The sequence below is a fragment of the Sorangium aterium genome, from assembly GCF_028368935.1.
Lineage (GTDB): Bacteria > Myxococcota_A > Polyangia > Polyangiales > Polyangiaceae > Sorangium > Sorangium atrum.
In genome coordinates this window covers 1679670-1695974 of record NZ_JAQNDK010000002.1, presented here as the reverse complement: position 1 = coordinate 1695974, position 16305 = coordinate 1679670, and the positions used below count along the sequence as shown (strand labels likewise).

At 73.7% G+C, this 16305-nt stretch carries 5 protein-coding genes; 2 read left to right on the top strand and 3 right to left on the bottom strand.

Translation table 11 applies throughout. From position 1 onward, the window contains the following. Positions 1–61 precede the first annotated feature (61 nt). Both POL72_RS21350 and POL72_RS21345 read left to right on the top strand, forming a co-directional pair. Positions 62–448: a RidA family protein gene (locus tag POL72_RS21350; RefSeq protein ID WP_272097342.1), complete on the top strand. Its 387-nt coding sequence runs from the start codon at positions 62–64 to the stop codon at positions 446–448. A 54-nt stretch (positions 449–502) separates the two neighbouring features. Further along, positions 503–2800: a hypothetical protein gene (locus POL72_RS21345; protein WP_272097341.1), complete on the top strand. Its 2298-nt coding sequence runs from the start codon at positions 503–505 to the stop codon at positions 2798–2800. Between the two features lie 113 nt (positions 2801–2913). Here the strand turns inward: POL72_RS21345 and POL72_RS21340 are convergent, their stop codons facing one another. The 3 genes from POL72_RS21340 to POL72_RS21330 form a co-directional block, all read right to left on the bottom strand. Further along, positions 2914–3702 (bottom strand): DUF4097 family beta strand repeat-containing protein, encoded by a 789-nt coding sequence (locus tag POL72_RS21340; protein WP_272097340.1) that lies wholly within the window; start codon positions 3700–3702, stop codon positions 2914–2916. Positions 3703–3898: 196 nt separating this feature from the next. Further along, complete coding sequence (locus POL72_RS21335; protein ID WP_272097338.1) at positions 3899–4891, bottom strand: aminotransferase class IV; 993 nt, start codon at positions 4889–4891, stop codon at positions 3899–3901. A 14-nt stretch (positions 4892–4905) separates the two neighbouring features. Continuing rightward, on the bottom strand, positions 4906–16059 hold the full coding sequence (locus POL72_RS21330; RefSeq protein WP_272097337.1) for a tetratricopeptide repeat protein: 11154 nt from the start codon (positions 16057–16059) through the stop codon (positions 4906–4908). Positions 16060–16305 lie beyond the last annotated feature (246 nt).

The window sequence follows — 16305 nt, the reverse complement described above, 5'->3', positions numbered from 1 at the left end:
CGAGGGCCGGGGCGGGCGGGCGTTCTTCACGCCGAAGCGCTCACGAACTTCAGAGGTCGACATGTCCAAAATCGCCATCACATCCGATCGGGCCCCGCGCGCCATCGGCCCCTACTCGCAGGCCGTCAAGGCCGGAGATCTCGTGTTCTGCAGCGGCCAGATCCCCATCGATCCCGCGACGGGCGAGCTCGTCGCCGGGGGGATCGAGGAGCAGACGGCCCAGGTGATCAAGAACCTGACCGAGGTGCTGTCCGCGGCCGGCGCGAGCTGGAGCGACGTGGTGAAGACCACGATCTACCTGACGGACCTCGCGGATTTCGCCATCGTCAACCAGGTGTACGGAGCAGCCGTCGGCGGCGTGCTGCCCGCACGGGCGACGGTGCAGGTGGCGGCGCTGCCCAAGGGCGCCGCCGTCGAGATCGAAGCTGTTGCCCATCTTTCGCGATAATCGGGGAGCCGCGGCCGCGGCCCCCATCTCCAATATGTCCCCGGGAGCCTCGACATGAGCACAAAGAACGAGAGCGAGAGCACGGAGCGGACCGCCAGCGCAGTGTCCGAAGCTGCGCGCGAGGGCGCCCCCGATGCAGAGAGCGGAGACAAGCCGCGCGCGCGGAGGGTCGTCCGCTCGGCGAGCACGTCCGTCGGCGCGAGCGGCGCGAGCGGCGTGAGCGGCGCGAAACGAACCGACGAGCCCTCCGAGGGCGCGTCGGCGCAGCCCGCAGGCGAGGCGCCGCGTCCCTCGTCGAAGGCCGCCGCAAAGGAACCGCAGGGCTCGCTGCTGGACGTCATCGCGCCGCGCAAGCGGCCGGCGCTCGCGGACGCGCCGCCGCCGCCGACGACCGAGGACGCCGCGCCGCCGCCGGCCGCCGCGCCGCGGGTCGTGCGCGACTACCGCGCGCCGAGGCCCGAGCGGCCCGCCGCGGCCTCCGGCGGGCCCAGGCCCGACCGCGGGCCCAGGCCCGATCGCGGCCCGCGCCCTGACCGTGGACCCAGGCCCGACCGCGGGCCGCGCCCCGACCGCGGGCCCAGGCCCGACCGTGGACCCAGGCCCGAGCGGGCCCCTGGAGCGGCGCAGGTGGCAGGCGCAGAGCAGGGCGCGCAGGGCGCGAGGCCCGACCGCGGGCCGCGCCCCGACCGCCCCTGGTCCGACCGCGGGCCCAGGCCCGACCGTGGACCGCGCCCCGACCGTGGACCTCGCCCCGACCGCGGGCCGAGGCCCGACCGCGGCTTCTCGGCGCGGCCGGCTGCAGAAGGCGGGCGGCCGCAGGGCCCCGGGGGCGCCGAAGGACGAGCGCCCGCCGCGGCGAAGCAGCAGCAGAGCGACCGGATGGTGACCGTGGTCGGCCAGGGCGCGGCCGCGACGGTCGTGACGGGCAAGAGCGCCCGGCAGCCGCAGGGCCCGGCCAAGCCGGCGCACCTCCTCTTCGCGCTGCCGGCGGCCAAGGCGAAGCCGGTCGCGACCTCGGACAAGCCGGCGCTCACGGCGCGCGAGGCGCTCGGCGCGCGCACCGCGAAGGCCCAGCAGGCCGCGGCCACCTCGAAGAGCAAGGCCGAGAGCGGCGCCCGCCCCGAAGGCAGCCCGAGCGCCGGGGCGACGAAGGTCGACTTCGACGCCGAGGTGCTCGCGGCGGGCTGGGATCGGGCGCTCGAGGCGCTCAAGTCGGCGGGCGACGCCGCGCCGGCGCTCGTCGACGCCTGGCTCGGCGCCTCCAACGCGGAGGCGATCGCGGCGGCCGCCGAGGCGGAGGACGCCTCCGGCGCGGCGCGCAAGGCGGCGCGGCGCGCGCTCAACGTGCTCAAGTCGCGCGGGGCGACGATCCCGACGCGCCCGCGCGTGGTGCGGCTCGCGGAGGAGCGCGCCGAGGTGGTCGAGGCGACGCTCATCCCGCCCGACTCGAGCGGGACCGAGGCCATCGCGATCACGAGCCGCGACACCAGCGGCCGCTACCGGATCGCCGAGGTGATCGTGCGCGACTCGGTCGGCGTGCTGCACGCCGGCGCGGGGTGGCTCAGCGGCTCGCAGATCAAGGAGGGTCGCGCGCGCGCGTACGAGAACCTGGGGACGGCGCCCGTGCCGGTCTCCGTGGAGTGGGCGCGCCACCGTATCGCGGCCGCGAAGCGGCAGAACGCGGTGTCGGGGCAGGTCGTGCCGCTCGGGTTCGAGGGATGTCGCGATCTCATCGAGCCCGCGCCGGAGGCCGAGCCGAGGCACCCGGTGGCGGACCTCGAAGAGAGCCTGACGGACGAGCTGGTGACGGCGCAGATCGCCGGCTCCGCCGCGCTGCACGACGAGCCTGAGTTCCGGCACTGGCTGCCCTCGCGGCCGGCGCTCGACGAGCTCTTGCAGAAGGTCGGCCAGCGGCTCGGGGCCGCCGGGATGCGCGATCCCGGGCTGGTGAACACGGCCCTGCGGGAGGAGATCGATCTCGCGACCGACCGGTTCTTCTCGCCCGAGGTGCGCGGGCAGCTCGCGACGCGGATCCGGAGCAGCGCCGTGTCGCTGCGGGCGCGCAAGGGCGACGCGGCGGCCACCACCGCCCTCGCCATCGCGCGCGCCATCAAGGACGCCGGGCTGATCACCTCGCCGCCGCGGGAGATCCCGTTCCTGGCGGCCTTCTTCCAGAAGGCGCTCGGCGTGCTCGCCCAGCAGGGCGGCGGGCAGCTGCGGATCCCGGTCCCGGCCGGCGCTGTCCCGCCCGCGCCCGCTGCGGGCGGCGAGGAGCCCGCCGAGGGCTCGGGCGCCACGGCGCAGGGCGCCGAGGGCTCGGGCGCCGAGGCCCAGCCGTCGACCGACACGTGATCAAGAGCGCCGGCGTCGCCGGCGCGCCGGCGACGCGAAGCCGGTGACCCAAAGACCAGGAGGCGAGCCCGGGGCGACCCGGCGCTCGCCTCTCGGCTTTTGTCCCGGCGGAACTACTTCACCGCGATGGTGATGTCACCGTTCTCGGTGAACAGCTCGAGCAGGCCGCCCTCGCCGTCACCCATCGTGTACGACGTCGCGCTGCCCTCGCCGGCGGTGGCCCACGTCGAGGGGATGCCCTGCTCCACGACGTCGCCGTTGAGCGTCTGCGCGGTCATCGTCCCGTCCACCCCGGCCGGCACCGAGAGCTCGATCGCGCCGTTGCCGGAGCTGATCGCGCCATCGGAGCTGCTCCACGCGTCGAGGTCGACGAAGACGTGGCCGTTGTCGGTGGCCACGTCGATGGCGCCGCGCGCGCCGACCACATCGATGCTGCCGTTGTCGCTTACCACGGTGGTGCCGCGGGACGGGGCGCCGTCCAGGTTGACCTCGACGCCGCCGTTGTCCTGCTCGACGCGGAGCCCGCCGTCGAACTCGGCGGGCAGGACGACCTGGATGTCGGCGCCCAGCCCTCCCCACCCGCCCGAGACGCGTCGCGTCGAGATCACGACATCGCCGTCGGTGATCGCGGAGAGCTCGAGGTCGTTCTCGATCTCCTCCACCGCGATCTGGTTCTCGTCCTTCTTGCGCATCGTGAACGGGGAGAAGCTGACCTCGACCGCGCTCACGTCCCCGATACGGACATCGACGTCGCCGTTCTCGCTCACGATGCGGACGCTCTGGGTCGGTAGGTAGTCGACCCGCGCCTTCTCCTTGGTGCCCTCGTAGCGCACGAGGGTCTCGGCGGTGATGGAGTTGTCGTCGATGGTCAGGGCACATCCGGCCGTCGCTGCGGCGGACACGGCGCACACCAAGAAACAGGCGATTCGGAGCGAGCGATTCATCATGGATTCCTCTCGGGCAGATTGTACGGCGGGCGAGTTGCGAGCCCCATCCGACCCGCGCAGGGAACGTGCCGGCCCGTTCCTTGGACGCGCGCGCCGAGCGGCACGTCATGGATCGCAAGATTTCGACGCCGTGGAGCCGGCCGCGGCGGGCTCAGGGCGCCTCCCACGGGAGAGGAATCGCACCAGCACCCACCCGCTTGCGGAAAGCGGCATGCAGCGCCCGGGTCTTCGGGCCGGGGACACCGGCGCCGATCGTGTGGGCGTCCACGCGAACGACGGGAACGATCTCGCGGAGGCTCGAGGTGATGAACACCTCCTCGGCGGCGAGGAGCCGGGCCATCGTGACGGGCTCGCAGCACACCGGCATGCCGACCTCGCTCGCGACGTGCATCACGTGGGCCCGGGTGATGCCGACGAGGATCCCTGCCTCCTTGGGCGGTGTGATCAGCAGGTGCCCCGGGTCCTCGGCGCCCTCGTGCGCCGCGGGCCGCCGCTCGACGAGGAAGACATTGGACGTCGTGCCCTCCACGACATGACCTGACGGATCCAGGATCAGCGCCTCGTGCGCCCCCGCGGCCCGCGCGTCGCGCAGGGCGAGCAGGCTCTCGAGGTAGTTCGAGACCTTGGCGCCGGGCGCCGCGTCGCCGGCCCGCTGGGTGCGGATCGTGATGGCCGAGATCCCCCCACGGTAGAGCGCGCCCGGCAGCGGCTTCAGCGGCTCGACGAGGATGACGCGGAGGGGCGCGCCCGCGAGCGAGGGATCGAGCCCGAGCGGGCCGCTGCCGCGCGTCAGCATCACGCGGATGTAGCTCTCTAGCGGCGCGGCCGGGCTGCCGGCGGAAGCCGAGCCCGGAGCCCCCGCCGAGCCCGCCGTGGCCCCGGCGCTCCCGGCCGCCGTCGCTGCCCGGAGCAGCGCGACGACCTCGCGGCCGAGATCGTCGCGCGGGATCGGCAGGGCGATCGCGATCCGCTCGGCCGAGCGCTCGAGGCGGACGAGGTGCTCTTCCAGAGCGAACGGCTCGCCGCCGTAGGTGCGGATGGTCTCGAAGACGCTATCGCCGTAGAGGAAGCCGCGGTCGTAGACCGAGACCCGGGCCTCCTCCGGCCGGTGGATCACACCATCGATGCTGACTAGCCGCGTCACGCGGCGAGATTACGTCACTTCTTGAGCTGCGCCAGGAGCTCCTTCGCCGGGGCGAAGTCGCGCTCGTTGTCGAGCGCGCGCTCCAGCATCTGGATCGCCTTCTTCTCGTCGTTCTGACGATGGCTGATCACGCCGAGGTAATAGAAGACCTCGCCCTTGCTGATCGGCGCGCCCTCGTCGAGCTTCTGGAGGAGCAGGGCGCGGAAGGTCTTCTGCGCGCGATCGATGTGCGCCGCCTTCGCCGCGTCGTCGCCCGACTCCGACAGATCGAGCGCCAGCACGCCGAGGTCGCGGAGGATGGCGATCGAGCCCGGGTCGATCTTGAAGGCGATGTCGAGCTCGGCGAGCGCCCGCTCCCGCTGCCCCTCGGCCAGGTAGGCCTTGGCGAGGCGGTGGTGGATCGCGGCGAGGTCCTTCGAGCGGCGGCCGCCGTAGGACTCGACGATCTGCTGGAGCGCCTCGGCGGCCTTCTGGCCGCGGCCCGAGGCGCTGTACGCGTCGCACAGCGCGAGCAGGAGCTCGCGGTCGCCCGGCACGAGCTCGGTGGCCTTGACCAGGAGGTCCGCCGCGCGGCCGGGATCGTTCCGCTTCGCCAGGTGGATGCCGGCCGCCTTGCGGTAGAGCGCCACCTTCTCGGCCGGCTGCGCGGCCGCCTCGGCGTCGCCCGTGATGAGATCGGCGAGCTCGGTGAAGGCCTGCTGCTTCTCGTAGAGGGCGAGGAGCTGCTTCCTGATCTCCTGCGCCGCCCCGTCCGCCGCGAGCCCCCGCTCGAGCACGCGCCGGACCGCGCCCTCGTCGCCGAGGGACCGGTGCAGATCCGCGAGCCGGAGCGCCGTGGCCACCGCCTCCGCGGCGCGGGCGTCCTCGAGGATCACCTCGAGCCGCTGCGCCGCCTCGGCCTTCTCCCCGCGCTGCTCGTGCAGGCGCGCCAGCGCGAGGAGCGCGCCGTGGTGGCGCGGCTCGCGCTCGAGGACCGCGCGGTAGGTCTCGATCGCCCGCGCCGTGTCGTTCAGCCGCGCCTCGTAGACCTCGCCGAGGCGAACGCTGTACGAGAGCTCCGCCGCGACGTCGCCGCGGTCCTTGGCGCGCTCGATCTGCGTGACGAACAGGTCCGACAGCTCCTGATCGCGGCCGGTCTTCTCGAGCAGCTGCGCGAGCAGGACCGTCGCCTTCTCGTTGTCGGGCTGCTCGTCGAGGACCGCGCGCAGGTGCTCGGTCGCCTCGCTCACCGCGTCGAGCCGCGAGAGGCAGATCTCCGCGCTCTCGAGGCGCAGCGCCGAGCGGGCCTCGGGCGACTCGGCCAGGTCGGTGAGCCGCTCGAGCAGCGCGAGGAGCTCCTTGTGCTTGCCGGCCTTCGCGTAGAGCTCGCGCAGCGCCGTCGCGGCGCGCGCGTCGCCCGGATCCGCCTCGAAGAGCGTCTCGTAGAGCTCGATCGCCGCCGCGTCGTCGCCGAGCCGCTCGCGCGCGACCGCCGCGGCGGCGTGCCGCGCGTCGCGGATGCGCTCGGCCTCGGCGTAGAGCTCGGACTGGCGCACGAGCAGCCGGAAGACCTCCTTGTGGTCGCCCGCCTCCTCCCGCACCTTCGTGAGCTCGGCGAGCGCCCAGGTGTCCCCCTCGTCCGCGGCGATCATCTCGCGCAGGATCGCCTCGACGAGATCGCGGTCGCCCAGCGCGCGCTCCGCCAGCTCCTTCGCCTCGCGGCGCAGCTCGCCCGCGCTCCCTTCCATGCCGTCGAGGGCGGCGATCCGGCGCAGCGTGCCGATGAGGTCGCGCTCGCGCCCAGGCGCCCGCTGCAGCTCCTCGATCGACCGCAGGATGTGCTCGCTCGTGGCATCGTGCGTGAGCGCCGCCTCGTACGCCGCCTCGGCGGCCTTGGCGTCGCCCACCTTGTTCTTCTGCCACTCGGCGATGCGCATCCAGAGGTCGCGCGCCGTGTCGCCGTCGAGCTCGGTCCCGGCCCGCACCGCCCGCTCCAGGGCGGAGGCGGCGCTCGCCCAGCCGCCCGTCAGCGGGGCCAGGCGCTCGATCTCGCCGAGAACGTCGGGGTCCGACGGGTCGTCGGCGAGCGCCTTCTCGAGGGTCTCCAGCGCGGCCCTCGGATCGTTCGAGCGCACCTCGAGCACCTTCGCCAGGTCGAGGCGCATCCGGATCCGCTCCGCGCCGCCCGGCGCGAAGCGGATGCGCTTCTCGTAGAGGCGCGCCAGCGCGGCGTTGTCGCCCCGCGTCCGGTAGACGCCCTCGAGCGCCTCGGCCGCCTCGTCGAAGAGCGCCGGGTCCTCGGTGAGCGCCTCGAGCGCGCCGCTCGCCCGCTCGTGATCGACCGCGCGATCGAGCGCCTGCCGCAGGGTGTTCAGGCCCTGGGGCTTGTCGCCGAACGACCCGATCTGGATCACCGCGAGCCGGTAGAAGAGATCCGCCTGGTCGCGATCGCCGGGCGTGACCGCGACGCGGCGCTCGAGCACGTCCGCGAGCGCCCGCTCGTCGCCGAGGCGGCCGTAGAGCCGGTCCAGCGCCTCGAGGAGCTCCGGCGTGTCGCCCGCGTGCTCGACCGCCTTCGCGTAGGCCTGGGCGCTGCGCCGGTCGTCGCCGAGCTTCTCCTCGGCGATGCGGCCGATCCGCAGGAACAGGTCCTTCGCGATCGTCGCGTCGAACGTCGCCGCGGCCCGCTGCGCGAGCGCGTCGCAGTAGCGGCCGAAGCCGTCCGTGCGCTCCGCGAGCCGCTCGATCTCGCCGTGCAGCGAGGCGTCGTCCGGCGCGTCCTCCAGCGCGCGGAGCAGCGCCTGCTCCGCCTCGAGCGGGCGCCCGAGCTGGACGTCCTGCACGAGGGCGATCGCCCGGAGGGTCGCGGCCCGATCGGCCGGCTCGGTCTGCGCGCGCAGGCGCAGCTCGAGCGCGGCCGCGAGCTCCTCGTGGCGCCCGGCCGCGCGGAGGACGGGCTCGAGCACCTCGGCGGCGTCGAGCCGCAGCTCCTCCCGGCCCTCGCCGATGGCGCGGACCGCCTGGATCGCGTGGTCGTTCACCGCGTCCTCGTCGAGGACGAGCCGGTACTGCTCGATCGCGTCGCTCGGGCTCTCGAGCTCCCCCGCGTAGAGGTCGCCGATCGCCGTCCGCAGCTTGATGCGCGCGTCCCTGTCCGCGGCCGCGCTCGCCTGGAGCATCAGGTTCGACAGGAGCTCGTCCCACATCCGCTCGGCCCGGTAGAGCCGCTCCAGCGAGGACAGCACCGCCGGATCGCCCTGCTTCGCCTCGAGCGCCGCGTTGAGCGCGGCGATGGCGTCGCGCGGGCTCGAGAGATCCCGCTCGTAGCGCTCGGCGGCGCGCACGTTGAGATCGTAGCGCAGCTCCTCCTCGTCGGGGCCCGCGAGCTCGACGCGCCGGCCGTAGAGCTCGACGAGGCGGCTCGCGGCGCCGCGCGGCTCGTGCAGCTCGATGAGGGCGTCGATCGTCATCGCGCTCTCCGGATCGAGCTCGAGCGCCCGCTCGTACGCCTGGATGGCGCCCTCCGTGTCCTCGAGCATCTCGAGCTTGGTCTCGGCGATGCGCCGGCAGATCGAGGCGTTCTCCTCGTCCGACGCCATCTCGCTCTTCTTCTCGAGGACGGAGATGAGCGTGTCCCAGTCGCTGAGCAGCACGGCCAGGGTGTCCATCTGCTCGAGCGGCTCGGGATCGCTCGGGTCGAGCGCGGACAGCCGCGCGTAGGCGCGGAGCGCCCGGCGCGGGTCGTCGATGCGCGTGTCGTAGACCTTGGCCAGCGACGAGAGCAGCTCGCGCTTCGTGAGCTCGTCCGACGTGGTGGTCACCCCCGCCTCGAGGCTCTCCGCGAGCTCCTCCCAGGCGCCGAGCTGCTCGGCGAGCCGCTCGAGCTCGCCGCGCGTCTCGCCGTCGTCCGGATCGAGGCCGAACGCCGTCCGCGTCGCGTCGAAGGCGCGCAGCTCGTCGTTGCCGCGCGTCTCCCAGAGCTTCGCCGTCTCCCGGAGCACCGCGACCTTCTCGCGCGCGTCCGAGGCGAGGCCGAACCGCTCGTCGTTCAGCCGGACGAGCTGCCGCCAGTCGTCCGCCCCCTCGTAGAGCGGCCCGAGGATCTCGACGACCCGCGCCTTGTGCTGCGGGTCCTGGATGAGCGCCTCGAGCGCCCGGATCGCCTCGGCGTGCGAGGGCACCTCGCCGACGATCGCCTCGAGCTGATCGATCGCGCCCGAGGTGTCCTCGAGCCGCGTGCGCAGCAGCGCCGCGAGCGCCAGCCGGTAGGGCGCCGCCCGCTCGCCGTTCGGGGCCGCCTCGGCCCGGCGCAGGTAGAGGTCGGCGAGGTCCCGCGGCCGGTCGAGCTCGCGGTAGAGCTCCGTCAGCGCGTCGAGCGCCCGGGCGTCGTTCTCGTCGACGTCGAGCGCCGCGCGGTACGTCTCGATCGCGAGCGCGGGCTCGCGGAGCTCGGTCCGCTCCAGGCGCGCGATCGTGTGGAGGGCGTCGAGCCGATCCTCGTCCTTCCGGTAATCGAGCGCCGCGCGGTAGAGCTGGATGCGCTCGGCGTGGCGCGCTTCCTTGACGAGCAGCCCGTCGATCGCGTCGAACAGCTCGCGCGAGTCCGGCTCGAACTCGTGCGCGCGCCGGTACCACCGCAGCGCGTCGGCCACGTCGCCGAGCTGGGCGTAGAGCTCGCCGGTGCGCCGGCTGAGCTTCGCGCTCGACGCGTCGTCCGAGGTGAGCTCCCCGAGCTCCGCGGCGTAGATCTCCGCGAGCCGCCGCTCCGCGCTCGCCACCTTCGCGAGCCGCTCGAGCTCCGCCCAGACCCCCTCGTCGGTGAGGTCCTCGTGGAGGAGCTTCGCCACCGTCTCGAGCGCCGCGCGGTAATCCTCGAGCTGCTCCTCGTGCAGCGTCGCGAGCCGCTGCAGCAGATCTCGGCGCTCGACCGGGTCCTGGCTCGCGGCGAGGCGCGCGTCGAGCGCGATCTTCACCCGGTTCCAGTCCGCCCGGCGCAGGTACACCGGCTCGAGCATCTCCCCGGCGCGCGCCCGGTGCTCCGCCTCGGCCGAGCCCTCGAGGATCGCCTCGAGCAGCGACACCGCGCCCTCGTGCGCCGGATCGATGAGCAGCGCCTCGGAGAGCTCGTCGAACGCGCGCTGCAGGTCCTCGGTGTGCCGGTGCGCAACGAGCGCGATCTTGACGTGCAGCTCGGCGAGATCGCCGGCGCGCACGTCGAGCTGCCGCTCGTAGAGCCGGATGAGGTCCTGGAAGCGGCCCGCCTCCCGGTAGAGGCCGTCCAGCGCCGCGATCGCGTCCGGGTGGAGCGCGATGTCGAGGATCGTCTCGTAGGTCGCGATCGCGCCGGCCTGGTCCCCGAGCGGGCCCCGCTCGAGCTCGGCGATCCGGAAGAGCAGCCCCGTCTTCTCCTCGTCGCTCTCGGCGTGCTCGACCCGGAGCTTCAGGATCTCGAGCAGCCGCCCGGCGTCGCGCGCCTCGCCGTAGAGCTCCTCCAGCGCGATCATCGCCCGCCGGTCGTCCCCGCGGGCCTCGAGCGCCTTCTTGTACTGCTCGACCGCGAGCTCGCGGTCGTCGAGCTTGTGCCGCGCGAGCTCGCCGACCCGCAGCCGCACGTTCTGCTGCACGTCGCCGTCGAGGATGTCCGGCGCGATGCGCTGGAACAGCTCGCACACCTCGGACCAGCGCCCGGTGGCCTCGCCGAGCCGCTCGACCGTGGCGATCCACGTCGTCACCTCGGGCTCGCCCGCCGCCTCCCGCACGCCGCGGAGCGCGTAGCCGAACGCCCTCGACGTGTCGCCGAGCGGCCCCTCCGCGGTGCGGAGCGACTTCTGCAAGGTGGCGAGCCGCTCGCTCGGGAGATCCGAGGTCTCGACCTTGATCTCCAGGACCCGGAGCAGGCGCTCGGCGTCGCCGTCCGCCTCGTAGAGCGGCTCGAGCGTCTCGGCCGCGTCGCGCCGCGCGTCCTCCCGCTCGAGCATCGCCTCGAGCGCCGCGCGGCAGCGCGCGTTCGACGGGTCGAGCGAGAGCGCCTGGCGGTACGCCTCGAGCGCCCCCGTCGCGTCGGCCTGGTGCAGCCGCCGCACGTCGCCGAGCCGGGCCAGCAGATCGAGCCGGGCGGGCGTCTCCACCGCGAGGGACAGGTCCACCTCCAGCGTCTCGGCGAGGTCGACCCAGCGCTCGTCGAGCTCGTAGAGCTCCTCGAGGGCCGCGAGCGTCGGGCGCTCGGGGCCGAACTCGTCGAGCACCGCGCGCCACGCGTTGATCGCCTCGGGCACGTCGGCGAGCTTCTGCGCGAGCGTCTCGGCCGCCTTGGTCATGGCGCGCCGCCGCTCCTCCGGCTCCGTCGTCGACTGCTCGCGCGCCCGGAGCACGGAGACGAGCTCCCGCCACTGCGACGTCCGCTCGTAGAGCCGCTCGAGCGCCGCGAGCGCCGCCACGTCGGCGCCGTCGTCGCCGAGCCGCGCCTGCCAGGCCTCGATCGCCTTGGCCGGGTCGTCCAGCACCGTCTCGTGCAGCGTCCCGATGCGCTCGTAGAGCGACCGCCGCGTCTCGACGTTCTCCTCGAGGCGCACCTCGATCGCGAGCACGCCCGCGAGCGCCTGGTGCTGCTCCTTCGCCGCATAGATGCGGCCGAGCGCCTGCGCCGCCGGGATCACCAGCGTCGGATCGGTCGGATCGATGGCGAGCACGCGCCGGTAGACCTTCTCGGCCCGGTCGGCGTCGCCGAGGAGGTCCTCGCAGATCCTCGCGACTTCCATCAGGATTTCGCCGCGGATGGTGGCCGTACCGCACGCGTCCGCGGCCGCCGTGAGCACCTCGGCGACCTGCTCGTGCTCGCCGAGGCGCCGGCCGATCTCGATGAGCCGCTCGCGCGCCGCGAGGTCCTCCGGCTCGAGCGGCAGGAGCTCCGACAGGCTGGCGAACGCGCCGGCGTCGTCCCTGAGGCGCTCGTCCTGGAGCACGCTGACCCGCCGGAGCAGCTCGCGCCGCTCCGACTCGGTCTCGGCGCCCTGGCGCCGGATCTCGAGGACCCGCACGAGCTGCCGGATCTCGTCCCGCGCCTCGTACACCGCCTCGAGCACGCGCGCCGCCCGGAGGCGGAGCGCCCCGATGTCGAGCAGCCGCTCGACGAGCTCGCGCGCCTTCGGGTCGTTCTGGCGGATCCGCAGCACGTCCTCGAGGTGCCCGAGCGACCCCTCGGGCTCGTGCAGCCGGTCGAGGTAGATGCTGCCGAGCGACAGCTTGATCTCGACGCTCTCGGCCTCGGTCGCCGTCTTCAGGCGCTGCTCGAGGAGCGCCGCGAGGTCGCGGAAGCGGCCCTCGCGCTCGTAGAGCTTCTCGAGCGAGTCGAGCGCCGCCGTGTAGAACGGATCGAGCTCGAGGATGCGCTCGTAGTAGCCGATCGCCTTGGCCGCATCGCCGATGATCTCCTCGGCGATGAGCGCCACCTCGTTGAGTAGCTCGATGCGCTCGCTCTGGTCCGTCGTGCCCTTCGCGGCGCGGTCGTAGAGCTCCTCGAGCTCGCCCCACCGCTCGGCCGCCGTCAGGATCTGCTTCAGCCGCTCGAACGCGCGGTGGTTGTTCGGGTCGAGGCTCAGCACCCGCTCCAGGTAGGGCTTCGCGCCCTCCGGGTCGCCGAGCTGCTCGTCGTGGAGGCTCGCCGCGCGCTCGCAGAGCTCGACCTCCACGGAGCTGCCGAGCACCTTGTCGCCCTCGGTGCGGCCCGCGACGAGGTGCACGCGGTACGCCTCCGCGAGGTCGGTCGGGCGGCCGGCGCGCCGCGACAGCTCGGCGGCGCGGTCCCAGAGCTCGATGTCGTCCGAGAACTCGTGCAGCGCCCGGAGCAGCGCGTCGAACGCCGTCCCGGCCGCGTGCAGCTTCGCCTCCTCGACGCTCGCGAGCGTGAGGTAGAGCTCCCGCCGCCGCGCCGGATCCCGCTCCGACTCGAGGATGACCCGGAGCGCCATGGCCTCGCGCCGGTGGTTGCCCGTCTCGGCGTACTCGACGGCGAGCACCTTGGCCGCGCGCACGCGCGTCTCCGGGCGCTCGACGAGCCGCGAGAGGACGGCGATCGCGTCCGGGTCGTGCGCCGACAGGTCGAGCGCGCGCACCGCCGCCTCGAAGGCGTCCGCCGGCCGATCCAGCCGGTCCAGGTAGAGCGCCGCGAGCTCGATCTCGCGGCGCGCCCGCTCGTCGCCCTCGCTGACGTCGCGGTGCGTGGCCACGATCACGGACGCCGCCTCGTACTCGCCCGCGGCGTTCAGGAGGCGCGAGAGCACCCGCAGCGCGTTGATGCGCCCGGGCGTCAGCGCGATGACCTTGCGCAGGAGCTCGATCGCCTTCGCCGGGTCGCCGAAGACCTCCTCCTCGAGCGTTGCCCACTCCTCGAGGATCTCGGCGCGATCCTCGCCCCCGACCTGGCTCGCCCTGAGCTCGAACAGCCACCGCAGATCGGCCTGCCGCTCGTTCGCCCGGAGGAGCGCGTCGAGCGCCCGCACCGTGTCGTCGTCGGACGGATCGTCCTCGACGAGGCCGCGGTAGACCGTCACCGCCTCGTCGAGCTTGCCCATCTCGCGCGCGTACACCTCGGCGAGCTTCAGCCGCAGCGTGCGCTGCACGTCGGTCGCGAGGTCCTCCGCCGTCCGGAGCCGGCCCTCGACCGCCTCGACGAACGGCCCCCACGAGCCCGCCGCCCGCGACCAGGCCTCGAGCAGATCGAGCCCCTCGTCGTCCGGCTGGAGCTCGTAGGCGCGGCGCGCATAGCCGAGCGCGCTCGGCTTGTCCGAGAGCGGCCCGCCCGTCACCGCCGCGAGCTTGCGCAGCATGCCGACCTGCGCCTCGGCGTCGTCCGTCGCCTCGAGGAGGATCTCGTAGAGCGCCGGCAGCCGGGCCCACTTCTCCTCCTCCTCGTAGATCGGCACGAGCGCCGCAGCGGCGCGCGCGTCCTTCGGCGAGACGCTGAGCACGCGCTCGTACGAGCGCGCCGCGCGCTCGGGCGCCTTGAGCTGCTCCTCGAAGATCCGGGCCGCGCGGAAGGAGATGTCGAGCTTCGTGGCCGGGTCGGTCGCCTTGTCCGCCGCGCCCGAAAGGAAGTCGACGAGGCCCTCCCAGTCGTTCTGCGAGGCGTAGAGCTCCTCGAGCCCGTCCCAGTCGCCCGCGGTGAAGTACGCGTCGCGCAGGACGCGGAGCGCGCGCGCGTGCCCCGGCGAGAGCGTGAGCACGCGCCGCCACGTCCGCGCCGCCTGGGCCGGATCCTTGAGGCGCTCGGCGTACACCGCCCCGAGCTTCTGCAGCGAGACGAGCCGCGCCGCGTCGTCGGGCGCGAGGTCGACGCGGCGCTCGAGCACCTCGGCGACCGTGGCGAAGTCCTTCTCGCGCTCGGCCTGCTTCTCCAGCGCGTCGAGCACCCCGGGGGCGCTCGGATCGAGCTCGAGGATCCGCTTCTGCAGCGCGATCGCGTCCGCGCCGCGGTCGAGCCGCTCGGCGGCGAGCTTGGCCATCTCGCCGAGGAGCTCGATCTTCGCGGCGCCCTCGGCGCCCTCGAGCTTGCGCTCGTAGAGCGAGTAGAGCTGCGGCCAGGCGCGCCGCTTCAGGTACAGCTCGCGGAGCTTCTGCTGCGCCTCCTCGTCGATCGGCTCGACCGTGAGCAGCGCCTCGTACGCCGCGATGGCGTTCTGGACGTTGGAGAACTGGTCGAACCAGCGCCGCGCGACCGCGCGGTAGAGTCCCGCCTTCTCGGCGGGGCTCTCGGTCAGCTCGGCGAGGCGCTGCTGGTACGAGAGCAGGTCGCGCCAGCGCCCGAGCGACTCGTAGATGCGGGTCAGCTCCCGCACGGCGTCGACGTCCTTGTCGTCGAGCTGGACGATCTGGGTGAGGACCGTGACGAGGGCCGCGTCGTTCTTGGCGCGATCGCGGTAGATCGCGGCGATCTCGCGGAGCACCGCGACCCTGCCGGCGACGTCGTCGGCGGGCGTGCGCTCCAGGTCCTGCCGGTGGAGCTCGACGAGGGCGTTGTACCCCTCGGTCTGCAGGTAGAGGCGCTTCAGGGCGTCGCGCGCCTGGCGGTTCTCCGGGTCGGTCCGGAGCACGGACTTGTACTGCTCGATCGCCTTGGCGGCGTTCTCCTGCGACTCGGCGAGCCGCGCGAGCTCGGTGGCGATGGCGCGCTTCTCGGGGCCGTCGGGCACGGCGCGCTGTGCGTCCGTGAGGATCGTCGTGAGCCGCGGCTTGTCGCCGCGCTGCTCGAGGACCTCGCGGTAGAAGTTGAGCATCCCGGCGTGCGCCGGGTCGGCGCGGCGCACGCGGTCGAAATAGGGCTCGGCCGCCTGGGGCTGGCCGCGCATGCGCCAGTGGACCATGGCGATCTGCACGAGCATGCCGAGCTCTTCGCCGGGCTTCACGCCGCCGCTGCGGAGCTGGTCCTCGTAGAGGGCGACGAGGCGATCCCAGTCGCCCGCAGCGGAGTAGGCCTCGGTCAGGAACGAGAGCGCCTCGGGCTGGCCGGGCGAGAGGTCGAGCAGCTCCTCGTACGCCGCGACAGCGCGGGCCGGATCGCTCAGGCGGGCCTTGATGGTGCGCGCCGCGCGGACGGCCGCCGCGATGCGGTCCTCCTTGAGCTGGGCCTCGCCCTTGACGATCGACTGGACGCGGACGACGGCGTCCCAGTCCCCCGCGGTGGAGAAGGCGATCTCGGCGAGGTTGGCCGCGCGGAGGTTCTTCGGGTCGAGCTTCAGGGCGAGCTCGATGAGCTCGGCCACCCGCTCGCCGAGCTCGGCGCGGCCGTAGCGGTAGCCGATGTCGGCCGCGCTCGTGTAGAGCGCGCTCTTGAAGGCGCCGTCGGTCGCGCCCTCGGCCTCGGCGACGTACCGGTCCACGAGGTCGCGCCACCGCTCACGCTTCGAGGCGTCGGTCTCGAGCGCCTCGGCCGCGGCGTCGTCGTCGGGGCGCAGCTCGAGCAGCCGCTTGTAGGCGGCCGCCGCGCGGTCGACGTCGATGAGCTCCTCGTGGTAGACGCGGGCGAGCTCGGCCTGCATCGCGGGCTCGACGGCGCTGCCTGCGGCGAGGGCGATCTCCAGCTCGAGGAGGCGGGCCACGGCCTGCCATTCCTTTCGCTGCTCGTGCCGCCCGCGCGCGGCGCCGAGCAGGCGCTCGACGTCCCCGGGGCCCGCGCCGTTGTTCGGAGCGGTCACGGCCTCCGCGAGCTCGTTCCAGGCTGCCTCGTTTTCGGGCTCATCCTGCAGACGCCCAAGGGCCATCCGAATCGTCTCAACGCTCATCGTATCTCCGCGGACCTCGCGAATTCGGTCCGGTCCGTTCACGGGCCGGGCGAAGATAGCCGGGCGGACGATGCGGTTTCAAGGTTCCTCGCCCCCGCGGGCCTGGAAGGTGGGGCGGAGCTTTCGCGCGCTTCTGCTTCTGTGGCGCGGGGACGTCCG